Genomic DNA, 20,746 nt, shown 5'->3' with positions numbered 1-20,746 from the left:
GGGGCGGGCTTCTAGAATCTCGACACTGCACCCACGCCGCCCGAAGGAACCTGGATGACCAGCGTCGACGAACCGGCACGACCCCATGGCAACGGGCGCATGCGCGACGCCGCCCGGACCCGGGCCGAGATCCTCGACGTGGCGACCCTGGAATTCGCCCGGGTCGGCTACGCCGGAGCCCGGGTCGACGACATCGCGGCCCGCACCAGCACCACGAAGCGGATGATCTACTACTACTTCGGCGGCAAGGAGCAGCTCTTCACCGCCGTCCTGGAGCGGGCGTACGGCGTGATCCGCGAGGCCGAGCAGGAGCTCGACGTCGAGCACCTCGACCCGGTCGCGGCCATCCGCCGACTCGCGGAGCTGACCTTCGACCACCATGAGCAGCACCCGGACTTCATCCGGCTGGTGAGCATCGAGAACATCCACGAGGCCGAGCACATCGCCGGCTCCGAGAAGCTCGGGCGGATCGGCTCCCCCGCGCTCGACGTGATCGGCCGCATCCTGGCCTCGGGGCGGGAGTCCGGCCTGTTCACGGCCGACGTCGACGCCGTGGACCTGCACGCGATGATCAGCTCGTTCTGCTTCTTCCGGGTCGCCAACCGGCACACGTTCGGCGCCCTGTTCGGCCGCGACCTGGTCGACCCGGCCCAGCGGGAGCACTACCGCACCATGCTCGGCGACATGGTGATCGCCTACCTGACGGCGGAACGCACGGCGGACTGACGCGGCGGACCGACGCGGTCGGCGGGCGCCACCCGTCGAGCGGCGGCGGCCGGGTGGCGGTCGGGCGGCGGCCGGGCCGGGTGATCCGCGGGGAACGACGGGACGCTTCCGCGGGAAGTTCCCTCGGCGCCCCCTATTGACAGCGGAGAAACATCGGCGCAACATCCGTAGCCATCCGCTACTAACTACCCAGTGGGTTAATTAGCCGGGCACGCACCCGGCGCAGCCGCCCCGCACCCCAGGGAACCGGCCCTACTCCCCTTGCCTCACTCCACGTACGTTGGAGTTCCCTCGAAGGAGCACGCCGTGTCCGTCCCCGCCGCACCTCCCGGCCAGCCGAAGAAAGCCGCCACGGCGGCCTGGATCGGCAGTGCTCTGGAGTACTACGACTTCTTCATCTACGGCAGCGCGGCAGCACTGATCTTCCCGAAGGTCTTCTTCGACGAGTCCGACCCGGCCACCGCGACCCTGCTGTCGCTGGCCACCTTCGGTGTCGCCTACGCGGCCCGGCCCGTCGGCGCGCTCTTCCTCGGCCACTTCGGCGACCGCGTGGGCCGCAAGAAGATCATGGTCTTCACGCTCATCCTGATGGGCGTCTCGACGTTCCTCATCGGCTGCCTGCCCACCCGTGCGCAGGTCGGCACCCTCGCGCCCGTCCTGCTGGTGCTCTGCCGCGTCCTCCAGGGCATCTCCGCGGCCGGCGAGCAGGCCAGCGCCAACTCCATGACGCTGGAACACGCGCCGTCGCAACGACGGGGCTTCTTCACCAGTTTCACCCTCAGCGGCACCCAGGGCGGCCAGTTGCTCGCCACGCTCGTCTTCATCCCGATCGCGGCCCTCCCCGAGCAGCAGTTGCTGTCCTGGGGCTGGCGGGTCCCGTTCTGGCTGAGCATCGCGGTCGCCGTCGTCGGCTACGTCATCCGCCGCAAGCTGGAGGAGACCCCGGCCTTCGCCGCCCAGCAGGCCAGCGGTGAGGTCGTCAAGCTGCCGCTGGCGGTCCTGCTGCGCGACCACTGGGCGGACGTGCTGCGGGTGGTCGCGGGCGCGCTCGTCGCGTCGGTCAGCACCATCTTCACCGTGTGGGCGCTGGCGTACGCGACCAGCGACTCGGTCGGGATGAGCCGCACCTCCATGCTGTGGGTGGGCGCGCTGGCCAACGTGGTCGCGCTGGTGGCCATCCCGGCCTGGGCCACGCTCTCCGACCGCATCGGCCGCCGTCCGGTCTACCTGATCGGCGCGGCCGGCAGCGCGATCATGATGTTCGCCTACCTGTGGGCTATCTCCACCGGCTCCTATCCGCTGATCCTGCTGCTGGGCATCGCCGCCTTCGGCGTGGTCTACAGCGCCGCGAACGGCGTGTGGCCCTCCTTCTACGGCGAGATGTTCTCGACCCGCGTCCGCCTGTCCGGCATGGCGATCGGCACCCAGATCGGCTTCGCCGTGGCCGGTTTCGCGGTCACCTTCGCCGCGCAGATCGCGGGCCCGGACGGCGACGACTGGTCCTCGGTGGCCCTCTTCACGGCGGCGCTGTGCGTCCCGCCGGTGATCGCGGTGCTGTCGGCCCGGGAGACGGCGAAGATCCCGACGGAGCAGCTGGGCGAGCGGGAGACGCGCAAGGCGTCACAGCCGGAGACGGTGTCCGCCTGATCCCGGGCCCGTCGGACCGCCCCGGGAAGCCGGACCGGCACCCCCCGGTGACCGCGCCACCCCTTGAGCCCGGACGGACCGGGGCGGGGCGGGGCGGGCCGGGGTGGAGCGCGCCGGGGCGGCGCGGGTGGAGCACGCCGGGGTGGCGCGCCCTTCACTCCCGAGGGGCGGCCGTCGCGACGGCCGCGTCCAGCAGCGGGGCCAGTTCCGTGGCGACCGTCGTCAGGGCCCGTACGTCCCGTTCGGCCCTGGCGATCAGGATCGCTCCCTCCAGGGCGCTGATCATGAGGGTGGCGAGCGAGCCGGCCCGGGCGGCGGGAACGCCCAGGCCGGTCAGGGCCTCGGCGACCGGGCCGGTCCAGGTGGCGAACGCGGCCGCCGCCGCCTCCCGCGTGGAGTCGCCGGAGGCCGCGCAGTCGACGGTCGCGGCGGCGACGGGGCAGCCCGCCGCGAACCCGGAGGCCGTGTACTCGTCCGTCCACTGGCGCACCATCGCGGCGAAGAGTCCGGCGGGTGTGGGCTCGCCGGCCTTCGCAGACTCGTCCAGGAACCGGGCGACGCGCCGGCCGGCGTAGCGGCCCGCCCAGGCCAGGGCCTCGTCGACGAGCTGCTGCTTGCCGCCGGGGAAGTAGTGCTGGAGCGAGCCCCGGGGCGCGCCGGCGTGGAGGGCGACCTCCCGCATGCCCGTCGCACCGACTCCACCGCGGCGGATGAGCTGGGCGGCGCTGAAGACCATCCGCTCGCGGGGTCCGCGTTCGGGCACCGGCATGGTCGGCCTCCTCCGGGCGTGGCACACGTTGCGTCCTGTGGCCCGGAAGCCTATGACCGTCGTCATAGCACTCGCTACTATGACCGCTGTCATAGTCCCCTGGGAAAGGCGGCGGCCGTGCGGGTCGGATTCATCGGTCTGGGCGTGATGGGCCGCCCCATGGCGTTGCGGCTGGCCCGCGCCGGGACGCCCCTGGTGGTGTGGAACCGTACGGCGGCCTCCGCCGAGACGCTGCGCGCGGCCGGCGCCGAGGTCGCGGCGGACCCGGCGGAGGTGTTCGCGCGCGCCGAGGTCGTGATCCTCATGCTGGCCGACGGGTCCGCCGTCGACGCCGTCCTCGGCCGCGGCACCCCGGAATTCGGCGGGCGGGTGACCGGCCGCGTGGTCGTCACCATGGGCACGACCTCGCCCGACCACTCGCGCGCGCTGGAGCGTGACGTGCGCGCGGCGGGCGGCCGGTACGTCGAGGCGCCCGTGTCCGGCTCGCGGGTCCCGGCCGAGCAGGGCCGGCTGGTGGCGATGCTGGCCGGCGAGGAGGCGGCGGTGGACACCGTACGGCCGCTGCTCGCCCCGATGTGCCACGAGACGTTCCGCTGCGGTCCGGCGCCCGGCGCGCTGCTGATGAAGCTCGCGGTGAACCTGTTCCTGATCACGCAGGTGACCGGCCTCACCGAGGCGTTCCACTTCGCAGAACGGCAGGGGCTGGACCGGCGGCTGTTCCTGGACGTGGTGGCCGCCGGACCACTGGCGAGCGGGGTCTCGCGGATGAAGGCGCCCAAGCTGCTGGCGGGCGACTTCGCGGTGCAGGCCGCCGCGCTCGACGTCCTGAAGAACAACCGCCTCATCGCCGACGCGGCACGCGCGTCGGGGCTGGCCTCCCCGCTCCTCGACACCTGCCACGCCCTGTTCGAGGAGACCGTGGCCCTGGGGCACGCGAGCGCGGACATGGTCGCCGTGCTGCACGCCCTGGAGGCCCGGAGCGACGGCGGCCACGGGCGCACCGGCTAACCGTCGTTGGCGCCCTTCGGAATGCCGTACGCCCGCTCCACCCGCAGCCGCAGCACCAGGCGGCGGTCGCGGACCATGGCGGCGCGGTAGTCGTCCCAGTCGGGATGCTCGCCCGCGAGGTCGCGGTAGAGGCGGACCAGTTCCTCGACGGTGGCGTCGTAGGGGTCCGTCGCGACCGGTGAGAGGTCGGCGGTGCCCTCGGCGACCGCGTAGGCGCGGCGGTCGGAGTCCGTGACGTGGTACGAGGCCCGGGGGTCGCGCCGCAGGTTGCGGGTCTTGGCGCGGTCGTCCGTGATCGAGACCCGGATGACGCCGTCGTCCGGGTAGTAGCGGTGCACGACGTTCGACAACTGGGGGCGGCCGTCGCGCTTGAGGGTGACCAGTACCCCGCCACGGACCTCGGAGAGCAGTGCGAGCAGCGCGTTCTGCGTCGATTCCTGAGTCATGTCGGCACAACCCGCGGCGCCCCGGCGCGCATTCCCTCCCCACCTCCCCGCTTCACCTCCCCGCCTCGACCCGCCGTCCTCGTGAGTAGACACTGTCTACGCGATCCTGGTAGACAGTGTCTATGAGCGACCCAGAAAAGCCGGACGCCGATCTGCCGGCCCTCGATCCACCGGCCGCCGATCTACCGGACGCCGATGAGCAGGACGCCGATGGACAGGACGCCGATACGCCGGACCCCGATCTGCGGACCCGCCTGGTCGACGTCGGCGTGGACCTGGTCTCCCGGGAGGGTGCCGGAGCGCTCACCCTGCGGGAGATCGCACGCCGGGCCGGCGTCTCGCACGGTGCGCCGCGCCGCCACTTCCCCACCCATCTGGAGCTGTTGTCGGCCATCGCGCACCGCGGCTTCGCCCAGCTGGGCGCCCGGGTGACGAGGACCCTCGGCGCGGGTGACGCCGGGCCGCGCGATCAGCTGACCGAGCTGGCGCGCTCCTACCTGGAGTTCGCGCTGGACAACCCCGGGATGTACGAGCTGATGTTCCGGCACGATCTGCTGGAGAGCGGTCACTTGCGACTGCGGGACACCAGCCTGCCCCTGTTCGGCGTCCTGGTGGACCTGGTCGGCCGGGTCCGGCCCGGCGGTGACGCCCGGTCGGTCGCGGGCGCGCTGTGGGCGAACCTGCACGGCATCGCCCAGCTCTGGCGCTGGGGAAGCCTCCAGCTCGCCACGGGGACCGATGACTTCGCACCCCTGCTGCGGACCGCCCTGGACGCGCATCTCGGGCCGGAGGCCGCCCGGTGAAGCCTTCCCGCCCCTCCCTGCCGCTGACCCTGGCGAGCAGTGTGGCCGGTGCCATGGTGGTCGCCCTGGACGGGACCGTGCTCACCGTCGCGCAGCCCACCCTGCGCCACGACCTGGGCGCCTCCTTCAGCCAGGTGCAGTGGACCAGTACCGGGTATCTCGTGGCGGTGGCGGGCCTGTTGGTCTTCGCCGGACGCCTCGGGGACCGCTACGGACACCGGCGCACCTTCGCCCTCGGCATGCTCGGCTTCGGCGCCGCCTCGGCGGGCATCGCGGTGGCGCCGGACATCGGCTGGGTGATCGGGCTGCGGATCGTGCAGGGGGTGTTCGGAGCGCTGTTGCAGCCGGCCACGCTGGGCATGCTGCGGGCCGCGTACCCGCCCGAGCGGCTGCGGACGCCGATCGCCGTGCGCACCGCGTCCATCGGGGTGGCCGCCGCGGCCGGGCCGGTGGTGGGCGGCGCGCTGGCCACCGGGTTCGGCTGGCGGGCCGTGTTCCTCCTCAACATCGTGCCGGCGCTGCTGTTCGGCCTGCTCGCCCTCGCCCCCCGGGCCCGTCAGGACGGCCGGGACCGGCCGACCACCGGCGTCCCGCTCGACCTGCCCGGCGCCCTGCTGCTCGCGGTGGCGCTGGCCTGCCTCGTGCACACCCTCGTCGGCCTCCCCGGAGTGACGTGGTCGGCCCCCGTCGCCCTGCTGTCCGGGGCCGCCTTCGTGCGGCACGAGCGCCGGACGGCCTCTCCGCTGCTGCCGCCGGAGGTCGTGCGATCCCGGGCGGTGGGCGGGGCGCTCGGCGTGCTCGTCATCGCGTCGGCCGCCCTCAACGGCGGGCTGCTGACCTGCGTCTACCTACTCCAGGACGACCTGGGGCTGACCCCGCTGCGCAGCGCGCTGCTCAGCCTCCCGCTGGCCGCGCTGCTGGTGGCCGCCGCGCCCGCCTCCGCGGTCCTGCTGCGCCGGTCCGGCGCCCGCACCACGGTCGCGGGAGCGATGGTCGTCCTCGCCACCGGTCTCCTCGTCCTGGCCCGCGCCTCGGCGCCGACCGCTCTCTGCGCGGGGTTCGCGCTGGTGGGCGCCGGGTTCGGCACCGTGATGGTCGCGGCGACCCATGTCGTCGTACGCCAGGCCCCGCCGGAGGCCGCCGGGGTGGCGGGCGGACTCCAGCAGACCGCCATGAACGTCGGGCCGGTGCTCGGCGTGGCTTCGGCGACCGTGCTCATGGACCTCGGCGCGACGCGCTCGCCCCTGGTCGTGCTGGCGTTCGTGGCCGCGACGGCGCTTCCGGTCTGCCGGGCGCTGCCGGGCGGTTCGCGATCCGTTCCGCCCGCCCCCGCGCCGGGTACCCGGGCTGGTGGAAGCGACGCAACGCACACCGATCATGGCGTCGAAAGGGGTCCGCACACGCGTTCCCTGCGCGACCATGAGGTCTGAGGTCGTCCGGGCGGGGTAGGCCGGGACCGCACCTTGTACGAGCGCACCGGAGGAAAACCATGGCACTGCTGCGGCAAGAGGTCGACCCGAGCGAGGTCGGGCTGGACGCGAAGGCGCTGGACCGGCTCGACCAGCGTCTCGCCGACTTCGTCGACGAGGGGCGCCTGCCCGGGTTCCTGGTGGCCGTCGCGCGCGGCGGCCGGGTCGCCCACCTCACCGCGCACGGCCGCCGCGACCTCGCCGCCGGGCTGCCCGTCGAGGCCGACACCCTCTACCGGATCTACTCGATGACCAAGCCGGTCACCTCGGTCGCCGCGCTGATACTGGTCGAGGAGGGCCGGCTGGGCCTCGACGACCCGGTCGCCGACCACCTTCCGGCCTTCGCCGAGCAGCGGGTGTACACGGGCGGCTCGGGCGCCGGCCTCACCACCCGCCCGGCCGAGCAGCCGCTGTTGGTCAGGCATCTGATGACCCACACCGCGGGCCTGACCTTCGCCTTCTACCACTGTCATCCGGTCGACGCCCTGTACCGCGAGGCCGGTCTGGAGTCGGCGGTGCTGCCGGGCTCCGACCTGGCCGCGACGGTGGAGGCGTACGCGCGGCTGCCGCTCCAGTTCGAGCCGGGCACCCAGTGGAACTACTCGGTGGCCACCAACGTCCTGGGCCGGATCATCGAGGTCGTCTCCGGCCGGCCGCTGGACGAGTTCATCGCCGAGCGGATCTTCCGCCCGCTCGGCATGCCGGACGCCGGCTTCCAGGTCACGGACGAACAGGCGGGCCGGCTGGCCGAGTTGTACGGAGACGCCGACGACGGCGGCATCGAGCCGATCCCGGGCCTGCCGCTGTCCGGCCGGCCACGGTTCCTGTCGGGCAGCGGCGGGATGGTCGCGACCGCGTACGACGTCCACCGGTTCAGCGAGCTGCTGCGCCGGCGTGGCCGGCTGGACGGTGTGCGGCTGCTCAAGGCCGAGACGGTCGACCTGATGACCCGCAACCACCTCCCCGGCGGTGCCGACCTGCGAACCTTCGGCAGCCGTCCGGCCCACGACGAACCCGGCAACGACGGTGTCGGCTTCGGCCTCGGGGTCTCGGTGGTGACCGACCCGGGCCGTACCCAGGCGCCCGCGGGGCTCGGCACCTACGGCTGGAGCGGCGTCGCCACCACGACCTTCTGGGTCGACCCGAGCCGCGATCTGAGCGTGCAGTTCCTGACCCAGCTGAGGCCGAAGAGGTCCCTGAAGCTCTACCCCGAACTCAAGCGGCTGGTCCACGAGGCGGTCACCGACTGAACAGCCCGTCAGCCCCGCACCCGCAGCGTGAACCCGATTCCCTGGTCGGCGAGTTCACGCAGCCATTCCTCGGAGCGGGACGCCGTCTCGGCCGCCCGGCTCAGCCCTGGTGCCAGGGAGCCGTCCAGGATGTGCCGGACGCCGAGGGCGAGCGGCCGGGACACACAGCGGGCCATCGCGCTCTCCTCCTCGTCGCCCACCAGGTCCAGGAGGTAACTCCCGGACCACACCCTGTCGTTGCCGACCTCACCGGCCCGGTCACCCGTGTCACCGGTGTCGCCCGGCCCGCTGCCGGGCACCCGCACGTCCAGCGACACGGCGAGGACCACACGGTCGCGGTCGGTGTCCGTGGTCGGGTAGGTGGCCGCCAACTCCTCGGCCAGCGCGGCGATCGAGGCGTCGTCGCCCGTCCTCAGCCGCTCGAAGACCGGGCCCCACGCCCGCAGCCAGCCGTCCAGGCGCAGCGTGCCGCGGACGAAGGTCAGCGGTGTCCAGGCCCGCGGCAGCTCGTACTGCTCGATGAACGGAACGCTGTCGCGGTTGGGATAGACCTCGAAGGTCTCGCCGTCGACGCGGTGCTCCCGGGTGGCCTCCCAGGGTCGGCCGACCTCGGTCTCGATGCCGTCCTCGATGTGACGCGCGGGCGAGCGCAGGGCGTTGAGGACACCCAGGGGTGCCCAGCTGAAGCGGTACCTGAAGTCATCGGGGACTGCCGGGACGCCTCCGCAGTACGAGGTGAGGCGGTACGTGGCGGCCGTGTCGTCACCGATCGCCCGGCGGGCCCGCGCCACCAGGCTGTGCGCGAAGAGGTGGTCGATGCCCGGGTCGAGCCCCGCCTCGGTGAGCACGACGATCCCGGCCGCTCGGGCCGGGAGGACCTGCTCCAGCACCGCGTCGGAGACATAGCTGGAGCACGCGAAGTGGGCCCGCCGGGCCACGCACGCCGCGAGCAGCGCCGGATGCTCGGACGCGGGGAGCATCGACACCACGACGTCCCCGGGCGCCAGTCGGTCCGTGAGCGCCTCGAGGGTGTAGGCGAGCGGCTCGGCGCGTCCGGTCAGCCCCAGCCGGCCGAGGGCCTCGGCCGCCCGCTCCGCCGTGCGGTGCCACAGCCGTACGCCGTCGGTGTGCTCGCACAGCTGGGCCAGGCCGCTGCCCGTGGAGAGCCCGGCACCGACCCAGTGGACGGTGCCGGTCGCCGCGACCAGGTCAGCCACGGCCGGCCTCCTCTTCCGTCAGGCCGAGTTCGCGGGAGGCTCGACGGAAGCGGTCCAGGCAGCGGCCCCACGCTCCGCTGTCGCCGAAGTCCAGCAGCCGGGGCGTCAGGTCCGCCGAGAAGTCGGCGCTGGACTCGCGCGGCAGCAGGGACGGCAGGTTGTCGATGGCGATCAGATCGAGCGGGGGCTCCTTGCGCAGCCTGCGCACCGGGTCCGTCCACTCGGTGGTGCGGTCGTACACCGGCAGGACGTTGAGGGGCGAGCCCACGTCGCAGGTGACGTCGGAGAGGGTGCGCAGCCGGCGGGCCGGGTCGTCGAGGTCCTCCTCGCGGACGAACGGCGGTACCGGGGTGGTGGCGAGGACGCAGTTGACCAGCACGTCGTGGGCGAGCAGGGCGGGGCGGTCCAGGTCGGCGGTCTCCGCCAGGTCCCAGGCGGTGGGCTCGGTCCTGGCCGTGGTGAACGCGGCCCGCGCTCCCCGGCCGCTGCGGCCCAGGGCGCCGACGACCAGGGCGGTGAACTCCTCGTCACCGGGGGCCGGACGGAGCGTCTCGTCCAACTCGGCCTTGTCGGTGGGGCGCAGGGGGGCGGTGAGCTGGCCGCGGTGCTGGAGGACCGCCAGGGCCGCGCCCAGGTAGCCGGCCCAGAAGCCGAAGGCGGCGAGCCGGCGGCCGTCGTCGTCGACCAGGTACTCCAGGTCCAGGAGCGCCCCTCCCCCGGCGGCGAACCGGCGCAACAGGTCGACGGCGCCCGGCTGCTGCTTGTAGGCGTGCCCGAAGAAGATGTGCCGGTGGCGCAGTCGGGCCGGCTCGTCCGGGAGTTCCTTCAGGCCGAGGACGACGGCCTCGGGGGGCGCGGAGATCCATGAGCCCGCGGGGACGGTCCGGGCGCCCGCGGACTCGTACTCCCGCGTCGCGAAGACGCGCTGCGGGGAGTCCTCGACGGTCAGTTCCACACCGGCCTCGACGAGACGGCGGGCGTCGTCGGGGACGACCGGGGTGCGCCGTTCGGTGACGCGGGTCTCGTGCCGCAGCCACAGGTGCAGTTCGGTCATACGCGGTTGGCCTCCGGACGCGGGGCGTCGGCCGCGAAACGGTCGGCGCTCAGGGGGGTGACGTCCACGAAGGGTACGCGGCCGAGACACAGGTCGCGGACGACCTCGCCGACGGCCGGCCCCTGGAGGAAACCATGGCCGGAAAAGCCCGTCGCGTACAGGAAGCGGGATACCGAGGACGCCTCGCCGATCAGCGCGTTGTGGTCCGGGGTGACCTCGTACAGCCCGGCCCAGCCGCCCGTGCGGCGCAGGTCGAGCAGGGCGGGGGCGCGGCGCTCCATGGCCGCGGCGAGGCGGGGGATCCACCGGTCGTGGGTGTCGGTGGCGAAGCCAGGCCGCTCGTCCGGGTCGGACATGCCGACCAGCAGCCCGGGGCCCTCGCCGTGGAAGTAGAGACTGCTGGTGAAGTCGATGGTCATGGGGAGGTCCGGCGGCAGGCCGGGGACCGCTTCGGTGACCGCGATCTGGCGGCGCAGCGGCTGCACCGGAAGCTCCACGCCGGCCATCGCGCCGACGGCCCGGGACCAGGCGCCGGCCGCGCACACGACGGTGTCGGTGGCGACGCGGCCGAGGGTGGTCCGCACGGCGGTGATCGTGGCGCCCCGCCGTTCGATGCCGGTGACCGCGGTGTGCCGCAGGATGCGCGCCCCGTGCCGGCGGGCGGCGGCCGCGTACCCGTGGACGACGGCCTCCGGGGTGCAGTGCCCGTCGTCGGGCGAGAACGCGGCCGCGAGTAACCCGTCGGTGCGGATCAGCGGGGACAGGCGCCGCGCCTCGGCCGGGTCGATCATGCGGCTGGGCACCCCGAGCGCGTTCTGGAGCCGTACGCCCGCCTCGAAGGAGGCGACCTCCTCGGGCGTGGACAGCAGGAAGAGGTAGCCGACGCGGTGCAGCCCGATGTCGTACCCGGTCTCCTCCTCGAACCGCCCGAAGCTCTCCAGGCTGCGCGCCCCGAGCTGGATGTTCAGCTCGTCGGAGAACTGGGCGCGCACCCCGCCGGCGGCTTTCGAGGTCGAGCCCGCGGCCAGTTCGTCGCGCTCCACCAGCAGGACGTCACGGACGCCGGCGGCGGCGAGGTGGTAGGCGATGCTCGTGCCCATCACCCCGCCGCCGATGACGACTACCGAGGCATGCGTGTTCACCCGAGCGGCTCCTTGTCACGGCGGCACCGGCCCGTACGCCGGGCCGGGGCTGTCGTACGCCATGGCCGCCGTGATCCCTACCCGTCCGGGCGGCGGTTCCACGCGCGGTCAGGACCAGTGCGCCACCGCGTCCAGGTGGGGCAGCCGGTGGTCCAGGCGCTCCCGCTTGGTGCGCAGATAGGTGATGTTGTTCTCGCACGGCTCGATCAGCAGCGGGACCTCTTCGGCGACCCTGATGCCGTTGTCCACCAGCGCCTCGCGCTTGCGCGGGTTGTTGGACATCAGGCGGACCGAGTCGACGCCCAGGTCGCGCAGGATGTCCGCGGCCACCTTGTAGTCGCGGGCGTCGACCGGGAAGCCCAGCGCGACGTTCGCCTCGACGGTGTCCAGGCCCTCCGCCTGGAGCGCCATCGCCCGCAGCTTGCCGAGCAGCCCGATGCCCCGGCCCTCGTGTCCGCGCAGGTAGACGACCACGCCGCGGCCCTCGGCGACGACCGCCCGCAGGGCGGACGCCAGCTGGTCGCCGCACTCGCAGTGCTGGGAGCCGAACGCGTCGCCGGTCAGGCACTCCGAGTGGAGCCGGGTCAGCACGTCCTCGGTGCCGATCTCGCCGTAGACCAGAGCGACCTGCTCGTCACCGCGGTCGTGGTCCATGTAACCCACCGCCTGGAATTTCCCGTACACGGTGGGGAGGGGTGCATTCACCACGCGTTCCACACCGGTGCGCTGCGGGGTCTTCGTGCCGAGTACGCCAATTTTTTCTGTCATGATCTGGTTCCTAAGCAGAGACGAAGGGCCGGGAAGAAATGAGTGGTTCGGAAATACGGTCGGCGGCGTACGGAATGGTGCCGACGGACACGTCCGAGGACGTACGGACCCGGGGGGCCGGCGTCTCGACACAGGTGGCGGTCCTGCCCGTCGGAAGCTTTGAACAGCACGGACCGTACCTGCCGTTGGCCACCGACACACTGGTCGCGTGCGCCATCGCCCGGGAGATCGCCGGGGCGTACCCGGTGCACCTCCTCCCGCCGGTGACCATCGCCTGCTCGCACGAGCACGCGGACTGGCCGGGAACCGTCAGCATCTCCTCCGTGACCCTTCACGCGGTGGTACGGGACATAGCGGCGTCGCTGCGCCGCTCGGGCGTCGAGGCCTTGGTGCTGGTCAACGGACACGGAGGGAACTACGTCCTGGGCAACGTCGTCCAGGAGTCCTCCGCCGCGGGTGAGCGGATGGCGCTCTTCCCGGCCCCGGAGGACTGGGAGGCGGCGCTGGAGCGGTCCGGGGTGGCGACCTCGCTGCTCACCGACATGCACGCCGGGGAGATCGAGACCTCGATCCTGTTGCACGCCCACCCCGAACTCGTCCGGCCCGGTTATGAGTCGGCCGATCTCGTCGCGGACGACCGCCGTCATCTGCTCACGCTGGGAATGTCCGCCTATACCGATTCGGGCGTCATCGGCCGTCCTTCCCTGGGGTCCGCGGAAAAGGGGAAGGAACTCCTGGCGAGCCTGGCGGATTCCTTCGGCGCGTATTTCTCCTTGCTCACCAGGGGAACTCCGACGGCTTCGGGCACCGGGACCCGAACCGCCACGACGGGCGAGTCCGACGCCGGTGACGACTTCGCAGCGGGTGCCGCGACGTCGTCGTGACGCCGCTCGTCGGGCCCGGGTCCGCTCTCCTCGACGGCCCCGGCCCGCAGCCCCGCGTACCAGCGGGCGACCAGCACGACCGCCCCCGGCAGCGCCGCCACGAAGCTGAGCACGCCGTACACGACGGCGACCGCGAGGCCGGTGCTCGCGCCCAGCCCGGCGGCGCCGAACGCCCAGGCGGTGACGCCCTCGCGGGGGCCCCAGCCACCGACGTTCAGCGGCAGGCCCATGGCGAGCAGCGCGAGGACGGCGATCGGCAGCAGTTCGAGGACGGAGGCGCCGGAGCCCGCGACCCGCGCGGCCACGACGAACATCCCGAGGTGCCCGGCCAGGACGACCGCCGAGGACACGGCGACGCCGGGCCCGTTGCGCCGCGACAGCAGTCCCTCGCGCGCCTCGGCCAGCCCCGCCCGCAGCCGGCCGCCGCGCCGCGGGGCCGAGGCGTTCATCCGGACGGCGAGGACGACGGCGAGAGCGCCCAGGCCGGCCAGCAGGACCAGCGGGGCGATGTGCCGTACGTCCTGCGCGACCGGGGAGGGCAGGGTCAGCAGAATCGTCACACCTGCGACGGCCAGTACGAGTTGGCCCGCGGTGCGCTCCAGGACCACGGCCCGCACCCCACGTCCGACGTCACCTGCGCTCTGCCCGTGCCGTACCGCGCGGTGCACGTCGCCGAGGATGCCGCCGGGCAGCGCCGCGTTGAGGAACAGGGAGCGGTAGTAGTCGGCGACGGCCGGGCCGAGCGGCAGCCGGATACGCAGCCCGCGGGCCACCAGCGCCCACCGCCAGGCGCTGAACACCGTGGTGACGGCGCCGATCCCGAGCCCCACCAGCAGTGTCGGCACGTCGATCCGGCGCAGTCCGTCCATGAAGACGCCGGTGCCCAGCCGCCACAGCAGTACGCCCATGATGACGAGTCCGGCGACCGTACCGAAGTGCGTGCGCAGGGCCCGGCTGCCGAGCAGGGCACGCAGCCGGGAGGTCCCGCGTGCCCGCGGCCCGGTCACGATGACGCCGATACGTGCCTCGGACACGGCGGCGCCGGTGCGGGCCGCGGAGGGGCCGCGCGGGGGCCGGCGAGCGACCACCCCGGCTCCCTCCGCCCGGCCTGGTGCGGACCACCCGGCCGGCGGCGCGGCCGTCACCCGGGGGCTCACCGTCTCCGCGCTCATCAGGCCGCCCCGCCCGTCGGCCGGGCCAGTGCCAGCAGGTCGCTGTGGTGGACGGTGACGTGCAGTTCACCGGCCGCGCAGGCCGCCAGCCGGGCGGCCAGGTAGGCCTCGGCGCGCTCCGCCAGCGCGGGGCGCTCCTCCACCGCCGCGCCGACCCAGCCGCGCAGCCACTGGGCGGTGAGGCCCACGTGCTCGGGGCCGAGCCGCCACGGACTCGGGTGCACCTTGACGGTCGCGCCGTGGGCGGCGAACGCCTCGCAGGCCACGGCCACCGCGTCGGGGCCGAGCATCCCGCCGCGCCGCTGGTGGTCGTTGAAGGCGGCGGCGATCTCGTCGTCCAGCGGGTCCGGCGCGCTGAGTTCGACGCGTCCGGCGACCGACAGGGTCAGCAGCGCCGGGCAGCCCGCCCCCGCGCAGGCGGCGGCGAGCGTCTCGATCTCCTCGCGGGTGAGGACGTCCAGCAGCGCGGACGCGGTGACCAGCGAGGCGCCGAGCAGGGCGTCCGGGGTGAGGCGGGCGACGTCGCCGCGCCGGGTCTCGACGGTGACCCGGCTGCCGTCGGCGGCGGCCCGGGGCGAGGCGACGGCCGCGAAATGCAGGAGGTAGGGGTCACGGTCGTGCAGGATCCAGTGCTGGCCGCCGTCCAGGCGCGGGGCCAGCCAGCGGCCCATCGAGCCGGTGCCGCAGCCGAGGTCGTGGATGGCGAGACCGCCGCGTCCGGGCAGGTTGGCGAGCCGGATCCGCAGCGGGTCCAGCAGCTCCATCGACCGGGCGGCGGCGTCGGCGGGCTCGCGCAGCTCCAGCCATTCGGGGGCGTAGCGGGGCTGCTCGTCCGGCCCGGCGTCCCGCAGCCGCACGGTGGGGCGCTCACCGGCCGCGCTCACCGGCCCGGCGCCGGCGATCACGCCGGGCACCTCGTCGCCGGCACCGGAACCCGTACCGGTCTCCGTGGCACCGCCGGGGATCGGGGACTCCATCACCTGACCAGCTTCCTTCCGGACCGGCTGTGCCGGGATACCGCCCACGCGTCGTGCCACGTCGGCCGGGGTCGCCGTCGTCTTCCTCATGCCGCCCTCCGGGGTTCGCTGGGAAGCCGGCCGAGGACACCGGCCAGGCTCTGGGCGGTCGTCGCCCAGCCGTTCAGGGCCGCCCGGCGGCCGCGCGCGGCGGCCTTGAGACGACGTCGTACGTCGGCCTCGCCGAACCAGCCGCGCAGCTCGACCGCGAGGGCGGCCGGGTCCTCCGGCGGGACGAGGATGCCGGGGACACCGCCGTCGGGGGCGCGGCCGACCGCCTCGGGCAGCCCGCCGACGTCCGTCGCGAGGACGGGGATGCCGCGGGCGAGCGCCTCGGTGACGGCCATGCCGTACGTCTCCGCGTAGGAGGTGAGGACCATCAGGTCGGCGGAGGCGTAGGCGGCGTCGAGGTCGGCGCCGGTCTTCGGTCCCGCCAGCTCCAGCCGGTCCTGGAGGCCGTACTCGGCGATCAGGCCGCGCAGATGGGCGACGTACTCCGGGTCCTGCCCGAGGCCGCCCACGCACACGCAGCTCCACGGCAGGTCCCGCGCCGCGGCCAGCGCCTCCACCAGCCGGTGCTGCCCCTTGCGCGGGGTGACGGCGGCCACGCACAGCAGCCGCGAGACGCCGTCGGTGCCGGAGGCGAGGGGGGCGATGTCGGCGCCGGGGGCGGCGACATGGACCCGTTCGGGGGCGAGCCCGTGGTGGGAGACGAGCCGGCGGACCGCCCAGTCGCTGGTGGCGATCACCGCGGGCACGGCCCGCAGCACCTCCCGCTCCTTGGCGTCGAGTTCGGCCGCCACCTCGGGCGCGAGACCCCGCTCGTCACCCAGCGGAAGGTGGACGAGGACGGCGAGCCGCAGCCGCTCCGCCTCGGGGACGATGATCTCCGGGACCCCGCAGGCCACGAGCCCGTCGATGAGGACGACCGTGCCGTCGGGGAACTCCCGCAGCGTCCGCGCCAGTTCCGCGCCGGCCGCCGCCTCCGGACGGGGCCAGGAACCGGCCACCTGATGCTTGTGCACCTGCCAGCCGAAGCCGGGCAGGTCCAGGCACAGACGCCGGTCGTAGGCGTTGCCGCCGCTCGGGTTCCTGGGGTCGTCGACCCCGCCCGGCATCACGAACTGCACGGAGCGCAGGGACATGGGGATGATCCCCCCGATCTTGGGAAGCGCTGCCTGCGCGGGCACGTACGCGAGCGGGGCCGTGGGCACGGCGGCCTTCTCCAGGGTCACGTCGGTCACAGGGCACGCTCGTAACTCGCCCAGGCGACATGTGATTCGTGCAGGCTGACGGCGATGGCGGCGATACCCCGGGCGCCCTCACCGAGCGCGCCCTTGTGGATCCGCTCCGCGAGCCGGTCGGCGATGACCTTGGCCAGGAACTCGGTCGAGGTGTTGACCCCCGCGAAGTCGGGCTCGTTGTCGAGGTTGCGGTAGTTCAGCTCGCTGACCACCGCTCCCAGTTCCTGCGTGGCCAGCCCGATGTCGACGACGATGTTGTCGTCGTCCAGCTGCTCGCGGCGGAAAGTGGCGTCCACGAGGAACGTCGCTCCGTGCAGGCGCTGCGCGGGTCCGAAGACCTCGCCGCGGAAGCTGTGGGCGATCATGATGTGATCGCGGACGGTGACACTGAACAACGGACGACCCTCCAGGTGCGGCGCCTCTGCTCCCCCGGCCGTTGGCCGCCCGGGGGATGCCGTGTAGTACGGACCTTCGCTTCCCCTTGTTCAGCCCGATCTCACTCTTTTCTCAGGTCAGGCGCTCCTGTTCGTACCTGACGCGGTGGCACAGGGCCGGAATCTCGCCGCTCGCGAGCTTCGGCATCACCTCCGGCAGCTCCTCGAAAGCGCTGTCTCCGGTGACGAGGGCGTCGAGCGCCGGGTCGGCCAGCAGCTCCAGGGCGAGCGCGAGCCGGTCGGCGTACGTGCGGCCGGCGCGGCCGCCCGGGGAGACGGTGCCGACCTGGCTGCTGCGGATGACCAGCCGCCGGGAGTGGAAGTCCTCGCCGAGCGGGAGGGAGACCTTCTGGTCGCCGTACCAGCTGAGTTCGATGACGGTGCCTTCGGCGGACAACAGCTCCAGGGAACGGGCGAGGCCCTGTTCGGTGGCGCTGGCGTGCACGACGAGGTCGAGCCCGTCGCGGGCGTCCTCGGGGAGGGCGAAGTCGACCCCGAGGGCCTCGGCGACCTTCGCCCGCGCCGGGTCGGCGTCCACCACCTGCACGCGGACGCCGGGGAAGCGGGCGAGCAGCGCGGCCACCGAGCAGCCGACCATGCCGCCGCCGACCACCGCGATCCGGTCCCCGACCAGCGGCGCGGCGTCCCACAGCGCGTTGACGGCGGTCTCGACGGTGCCGGCGAGGACGGCCCGCGCCGCGGGCACCGAGTCCGGTACGACCGTCACGGCCGAGGCCGGGACGACGTACCGCGTCTGGTGCGGGTAGAGGCAGAAGACCGTGCGCCCGACCAGCGCCGCTGGCCCCTTCTCCACCACCCCGACGTTGAGGTAGCCGTACTTCACGGGCGCCGGGAAGTCGCCCTCCTGGAACGGCGCCCGCATCGCCGCGTGCTGGCTCTCGGGCACCCCGCCGCGGAAGACGAGGGTCTCCGTGCCACGGCTCACACCGGACCACGACGAGCGCACCAGCACCTCGTCCTCGGCCGGGTCGGGAACGACGACCTCGCGGATCTCTCCCGTACCCGGAGAGCTGACCCAGAACGCACGAGCGGTGACAGACATCGGCATCCTCCTGAACGATCGGCAACCGGCCCACGTACCGAGGTGTGCACAGTCCGCGCACAGTACGCGGCACTGATCATCTTTGTCATCTGGCCGGAGGAATGTGCGGTGGCCCTGAACAACACTTACGACGCAAGGCTGGTCCAGCAGGAGACCGCTGTGGGAGCGGGCGTTCAGATCCTGTTGCTGGCTCTGCTCGGCTCGGCGATCGGCCTGGGGCCGGCGGGCTGGGTGACCGGTCTCGTCTTCGCCATCGCCACCTGGGCGGTGCTCTCCCGCGCCCTGCACCGCTCCAGTCTGCGCTCGTTCGGCCCGGCCAACCGGGTCACGCTCGGGCGGGCGACCCTGGTCGGCGGGGTGACCGCGCTGGTCGCGGACTCCTTCGAGAGCACGCCGCCGGTGACCCTGCTGGTCGGTCTGACGGCCGTGGCCCTGATCCTCGACGGCGTCGACGGCAAGGTCGCCCGCCGCACCGGCACCTCGACGGCGCTGGGCGCGCGCTTCGACATGGAGGTCGACGCGTTCCTGATCCTGGTGCTCAGCGTGTACGTCTCGATGGCGCTGGGCCCCTGGGTCCTCCTGATCGGCGGCATGCGCTACGTGTTCGTCGCGGCGGCCCGTGTCGCCCCCTGGCTCAACGCCCCGCTCCCGCCGAGCACCGCCCGCAAGACGGTCGCCGCGCTCCAGGGCGTGCTGCTGCTGCTGGCGGGCGCGGACCTGCTGCCGTACGCGGGCAACTTCGCCGTCGTCCTGCTGGCACTCGGCTCCCTGGTGTGGTCCTTCGGCCGGGACGTGCTGTGGCTGCGGCGGACCTCGCGGACCGCCGCGCAGGCTCCGGCGCCGAAGGTGCTGGAGCTCGTGTAGCTCCCCTCGCCCAGGACTCTCCCCTCCCGTGCTCTCCTCTCCCATGGGGCAGGGCCCGGACCGTGAGACCGGTCCGGGCCCTGCTTCATGGGCTCCCCGCGTGCCGGCGCCGCGCCGACCGCACGCACTCCCCGCCTGCTACGGCCGCGCCGACCGCGTCCGTACGACGGCGAAGGCGGCCGCCGCGAGACCCAGCACACCGACGACCAGCCCCGCGACGCCCAGTCCGCGGGCGGTGGAGTCACCGGCGTCGGCGGCGCCGACCCGCTCCGCGCCGCTCTCGCTGTTCTTGCCGTCCGCCGGGGCTGCCGGAGCCGCCGTCAGCGTCAGCACCGGCGCCGGGTTCTCCGGTTCGTCCGCGCCCGCCCGGGCCTCCTCGATCCAGCGGACGATCTTGCCGTCGGAGTAGGTCTGGAGAGTCTTGAAGACCAGCCGACCGGCGTCGTCGGGCAGTTGACCGAAGGCGACGTCGAAGTCCTCGTACTGGCCCACGCCGATCTTCCCGCCGGTCCAGGTGATCTCGGAGACGGCCTCGGTGATCGTGCCGTCGTCGGTCCTGACGGGCGTCTTGAGCTTCGTGGTCGTCACCTTCGCGGTCCAGCCGTCCTGCGGATGGACCAGCACCCCGAGCACGGGGTGGTCGGTGGGCAGGAAGACCTGGACCTCGGTGGTGCTCGCGGTGTCCTCCTCGTCGGGGACCCGGAAACTCAGGACGCCGTCGGTGGCGCCCTCGGCATAGCTCTCGGGGTGCACGGTCACGTGCGCGGAGGCGGCACCGGCGGCGGCGAGGACCGCGGCGGCGGCCAGCACGGTGCCGAGACCGGCCCGGCGCAGGGCGCGGTGCGGGGTGGGGTGCGGGGCGCGGTGCGGGGTGGGGTCGGGAGAAGGCTTGACGGTGGGCATGAGGGGGTGATCTCCGTACCGGAAGAAGGAGGCCCGGCTCGGGGCCGGCTCGGGGTCAGATCGCGTACGGGATCGGGGCGGGCGGTCCGCGACGGCTCACCGCGTGGCGCAGCAGCCGCTGTCGGGGCGGGACGGCGGCCGAGGCGGCGGCCTGCGACGAGGGGACGGGCCGCGGGACGGGGGTCCCCCGCCACCAGGCCGCGAGGCCCGGCAGGAAGGCGACCGCCCAGCGCAGCAGCGACCACAGGGCGGCCTCTCCGCGCCGCAGCCACCAGGAGGCGGCGAGCGCGGCGAGCAGATGGGCCACGGTCGCGTGCGCGGTCATGGCCGTGAGGGTGTGGACGTGCGGGGTCATGGCGGTGACGGTGTGGCCGTGCGGGGTCATGGCCGCGACGGTGTGGCCCTGCGAGGTCATGGCGGTGACGGTGTGAGGGTGCGCCTGCGCCGCGTGTACGCGCACACCGTTCACGTACACGCCGTGCGCGTGCGTCCCGTGGGCTTGCGTCACGTGGGCTTGCGTTCCGTGGGTGCGCGTCCCGTGGGCGGACGTCATGGGCGGCGCGGGCATCGTCCGCGCGGCCCCGCGCGAACGGGCCGCGTCGAAGGCGACGTGCAGGCCGGCCTGGGTGGCCAGCGTCGCCGCGCCGATCCCCGGCAGCCCACGTTCCCGGGCGCCGAGCAGCCAACCGGCGGCGAAGACGGCCAGGAATCCGGCGGCGTCCGCCCACGGCGGCGGCGTGTCACCCGTGGCGAGCCCGTGCCCGGCGGCGGCCAGCAGCACGCACACCGCGGCGAACACCGCGGCGCGCAGACTCCGGACGGCCGGGGACGCACTCATGGTGAGGGATCCTCCCACGCTCGACGGAT

20 protein-coding genes and 1 pseudogene are annotated in these 20,746 nt (G+C 73.7%); 8 read left to right on the top strand and 13 right to left on the bottom strand.

Annotated features, from left to right (window positions below; genetic code table 11):
• Positions 1-54: 54 nt before the first annotated feature.
• Together AOQ37_RS12340 and AOQ37_RS12335 are read left to right on the top strand one after the other, a co-directional pair.
• Positions 55-726, top strand: coding sequence for a TetR/AcrR family transcriptional regulator (locus AOQ37_RS12340; RefSeq protein ID WP_062644164.1), 672 nt, complete (start codon positions 55-57; stop codon positions 724-726).
• Between the two features lie 306 nt (positions 727-1,032).
• The gene (locus tag AOQ37_RS12335; protein WP_062644162.1) at positions 1,033-2,373 is read left to right on the top strand and encodes an MFS transporter; all 1,341 of its coding nucleotides are present in this window, start codon (positions 1,033-1,035) and stop codon (positions 2,371-2,373) included.
• A 154-nt stretch (positions 2,374-2,527) separates the two neighbouring features.
• On the opposite strand, the gene AOQ37_RS12330 is transcribed toward AOQ37_RS12335, so the two are convergent.
• Positions 2,528-3,142 (bottom strand): TetR/AcrR family transcriptional regulator, encoded by a 615-nt coding sequence (locus AOQ37_RS12330; RefSeq protein WP_062644160.1) that lies wholly within the window; start codon positions 3,140-3,142, stop codon positions 2,528-2,530.
• A gap of 117 nt (positions 3,143-3,259) precedes the next feature.
• Here AOQ37_RS12330 and AOQ37_RS12325 point away from each other — a divergent pair, with 117 nt between their 5' ends.
• Positions 3,260-4,150 carry an NAD(P)-dependent oxidoreductase gene (locus AOQ37_RS12325; protein ID WP_062644158.1) on the top strand — a complete coding sequence of 297 codons (891 nt, stop codon included), beginning with the start codon at positions 3,260-3,262 and terminating at the stop codon, positions 4,148-4,150.
• Here the strand turns inward: AOQ37_RS12325 and AOQ37_RS12320 are convergent.
• Positions 4,147-4,596: a PPOX class F420-dependent oxidoreductase gene (locus AOQ37_RS12320; protein WP_062644156.1), complete on the bottom strand. Its 450-nt coding sequence runs from the start codon at positions 4,594-4,596 to the stop codon at positions 4,147-4,149. The genes AOQ37_RS12325 and AOQ37_RS12320 overlap by 4 nt on opposite strands.
• A 254-nt stretch (positions 4,597-4,850) precedes the next feature.
• Here AOQ37_RS12320 and AOQ37_RS12315 point away from each other — a divergent pair, with 254 nt between their 5' ends.
• Genes AOQ37_RS12315 through AOQ37_RS12305 form a run of 3 tightly spaced genes read left to right on the top strand, consistent with a single transcriptional unit; the run spans position 4,851 to position 8,118 of the window.
• Positions 4,851-5,399, top strand: a complete 549-nt coding sequence (locus AOQ37_RS12315; RefSeq protein WP_062644497.1) for a TetR/AcrR family transcriptional regulator — start codon at positions 4,851-4,853, stop codon at positions 5,397-5,399.
• A gap of 53 nt (positions 5,400-5,452) precedes the next feature.
• Positions 5,453-6,829, top strand: a complete 1,377-nt coding sequence (locus AOQ37_RS12310) for an MFS transporter (protein WP_062644495.1) — start codon at positions 5,453-5,455, stop codon at positions 6,827-6,829.
• 59 nt (positions 6,830-6,888) lie between these two features.
• Positions 6,889-8,118, top strand: coding sequence for a serine hydrolase domain-containing protein (locus AOQ37_RS12305; protein ID WP_062644155.1), 1,230 nt, complete (start codon positions 6,889-6,891; stop codon positions 8,116-8,118).
• Between the two features lie 8 nt (positions 8,119-8,126).
• On the opposite strand, the gene AOQ37_RS12300 is transcribed toward AOQ37_RS12305, so the two are convergent.
• The 4 genes from AOQ37_RS12300 to ribA all read right to left on the bottom strand — a co-directional run bounded on the left by AOQ37_RS12300 (position 8,127) and on the right by ribA (position 12,299).
• Complete coding sequence (locus AOQ37_RS12300) at positions 8,127-9,335, bottom strand: saccharopine dehydrogenase family protein (RefSeq protein WP_062644153.1); 1,209 nt, start codon at positions 9,333-9,335, stop codon at positions 8,127-8,129.
• Entirely contained in the window at positions 9,328-10,389 is a 1,062-nt protein-coding gene (locus tag AOQ37_RS12295; RefSeq protein WP_062644151.1) for a saccharopine dehydrogenase, read from the bottom strand. The genes AOQ37_RS12300 and AOQ37_RS12295 overlap by 8 nt, the downstream gene beginning before the upstream one ends.
• Positions 10,386-11,531 (bottom strand): NAD(P)/FAD-dependent oxidoreductase, encoded by a 1,146-nt coding sequence (locus AOQ37_RS12290; protein WP_062644149.1) that lies wholly within the window; start codon positions 11,529-11,531, stop codon positions 10,386-10,388. Before AOQ37_RS12290 ends, AOQ37_RS12295 begins: the two co-directional genes overlap by 4 nt.
• Positions 11,532-11,639: 108 nt before the next feature.
• Complete coding sequence (gene ribA / locus AOQ37_RS12285) at positions 11,640-12,299, bottom strand: GTP cyclohydrolase II (protein ID WP_028806143.1); 660 nt, start codon at positions 12,297-12,299, stop codon at positions 11,640-11,642.
• A 38-nt stretch (positions 12,300-12,337) separates the two neighbouring features.
• Between ribA and AOQ37_RS38640 the strand changes: the two genes are divergently transcribed.
• Entirely contained in the window at positions 12,338-13,183 is an 846-nt protein-coding gene (locus AOQ37_RS38640; RefSeq protein ID WP_078890136.1) for a creatininase family protein, read from the top strand.
• Between the two features lie 146 nt (positions 13,184-13,329).
• Here the strand turns inward: AOQ37_RS38640 and AOQ37_RS42000 are convergent.
• From AOQ37_RS42000 to AOQ37_RS12255, 5 genes and pseudogenes are all read right to left on the bottom strand, one after another.
• Positions 13,330-14,052 (bottom strand): annotated as a pseudogene (locus AOQ37_RS42000) (lysylphosphatidylglycerol synthase transmembrane domain-containing protein); the annotation flags it as partial.
• 302 nt (positions 14,053-14,354) lie between these two features.
• The gene (locus tag AOQ37_RS12270) at positions 14,355-15,422 is read right to left on the bottom strand and encodes a trans-aconitate methyltransferase (protein WP_107085183.1); all 1,068 of its coding nucleotides are present in this window, start codon (positions 15,420-15,422) and stop codon (positions 14,355-14,357) included.
• The gene (locus tag AOQ37_RS12265; protein WP_062644144.1) at positions 15,419-16,615 is read right to left on the bottom strand and encodes a glycosyltransferase family 4 protein; all 1,197 of its coding nucleotides are present in this window, start codon (positions 16,613-16,615) and stop codon (positions 15,419-15,421) included. The genes AOQ37_RS12270 and AOQ37_RS12265 overlap by 4 nt, the downstream gene beginning before the upstream one ends.
• Positions 16,612-17,010, bottom strand: a complete 399-nt coding sequence (locus AOQ37_RS12260; RefSeq protein WP_054241489.1) for a 6-pyruvoyl trahydropterin synthase family protein — start codon at positions 17,008-17,010, stop codon at positions 16,612-16,614. Before AOQ37_RS12260 ends, AOQ37_RS12265 begins: the two co-directional genes overlap by 4 nt.
• Positions 17,011-17,122: 112 nt before the next feature.
• Positions 17,123-18,112 (bottom strand): zinc-dependent alcohol dehydrogenase, encoded by a 990-nt coding sequence (locus tag AOQ37_RS12255; protein WP_062644142.1) that lies wholly within the window; start codon positions 18,110-18,112, stop codon positions 17,123-17,125.
• 108 nt (positions 18,113-18,220) lie between these two features.
• Here AOQ37_RS12255 and AOQ37_RS12250 point away from each other — a divergent pair, with 108 nt between their 5' ends.
• Complete coding sequence (locus tag AOQ37_RS12250) at positions 18,221-18,976, top strand: CDP-alcohol phosphatidyltransferase family protein (RefSeq protein WP_062644140.1); 756 nt, start codon at positions 18,221-18,223, stop codon at positions 18,974-18,976.
• Between the two features lie 138 nt (positions 18,977-19,114).
• Here AOQ37_RS12250 and AOQ37_RS12245 read toward each other — a convergent pair whose 3' ends face one another.
• Both AOQ37_RS12245 and AOQ37_RS12240 read right to left on the bottom strand, forming a co-directional pair.
• Positions 19,115-19,879 (bottom strand): YcnI family protein, encoded by a 765-nt coding sequence (locus AOQ37_RS12245; protein WP_062644139.1) that lies wholly within the window; start codon positions 19,877-19,879, stop codon positions 19,115-19,117.
• A 55-nt stretch (positions 19,880-19,934) separates the two neighbouring features.
• Entirely contained in the window at positions 19,935-20,717 is a 783-nt protein-coding gene (locus AOQ37_RS12240) for a hypothetical protein (protein ID WP_062644137.1), read from the bottom strand.
• Between the last annotated feature and the right edge of the window lie 29 nt (positions 20,718-20,746).

Source organism: Streptomyces maremycinicus (genome assembly GCF_001184025.1).
GTDB lineage: Bacteria > Actinomycetota > Actinomycetes > Streptomycetales > Streptomycetaceae > Streptomyces > Streptomyces maremycinicus.
Note: the sequence above shows the minus strand (reverse complement) of the source record. Positions and strands in the feature narration are given on the sequence as shown.

Excerpts from the sequence above, each read along its gene's own strand:
- AOQ37_RS12340 (WP_062644164.1), top strand. The coding sequence starts at position 55 with ATGACCAGCGTCGACGAACCGGCACGACCCCATGGCAACGGGCGCATG.
- AOQ37_RS12330 (WP_062644160.1), bottom strand. The coding sequence starts at position 3,142 with ATGCCGGTGCCCGAACGCGGACCCCGCGAGCGGATGGTCTTCAGCGCC.
- AOQ37_RS12320 (WP_062644156.1), bottom strand. The coding sequence starts at position 4,596 with ATGACTCAGGAATCGACGCAGAACGCGCTGCTCGCACTGCTCTCCGAG.
- AOQ37_RS12310 (WP_062644495.1), top strand. The coding sequence starts at position 5,453 with ATGGTGGTCGCCCTGGACGGGACCGTGCTCACCGTCGCGCAGCCCACC.
- AOQ37_RS12305 (WP_062644155.1), top strand. The coding sequence starts at position 6,889 with ATGGCACTGCTGCGGCAAGAGGTCGACCCGAGCGAGGTCGGGCTGGAC.
- AOQ37_RS12295 (WP_062644151.1), bottom strand. The coding sequence starts at position 10,389 with ATGACCGAACTGCACCTGTGGCTGCGGCACGAGACCCGCGTCACCGAA.
- ribA (WP_028806143.1), bottom strand. The coding sequence starts at position 12,299 with ATGACAGAAAAAATTGGCGTACTCGGCACGAAGACCCCGCAGCGCACC.
- AOQ37_RS38640 (WP_078890136.1), top strand. The coding sequence starts at position 12,338 with ATGAGTGGTTCGGAAATACGGTCGGCGGCGTACGGAATGGTGCCGACG.
- AOQ37_RS12270 (WP_107085183.1), bottom strand. The coding sequence starts at position 15,422 with ATGAGGAAGACGACGGCGACCCCGGCCGACGTGGCACGACGCGTGGGC.
- AOQ37_RS12255 (WP_062644142.1), bottom strand. The coding sequence starts at position 18,112 with ATGTCTGTCACCGCTCGTGCGTTCTGGGTCAGCTCTCCGGGTACGGGA.
- AOQ37_RS12245 (WP_062644139.1), bottom strand. The coding sequence starts at position 19,879 with ATGCCCACCGTCAAGCCTTCTCCCGACCCCACCCCGCACCGCGCCCCG.
- AOQ37_RS12240 (WP_062644137.1), bottom strand. The coding sequence starts at position 20,717 with ATGAGTGCGTCCCCGGCCGTCCGGAGTCTGCGCGCCGCGGTGTTCGCC.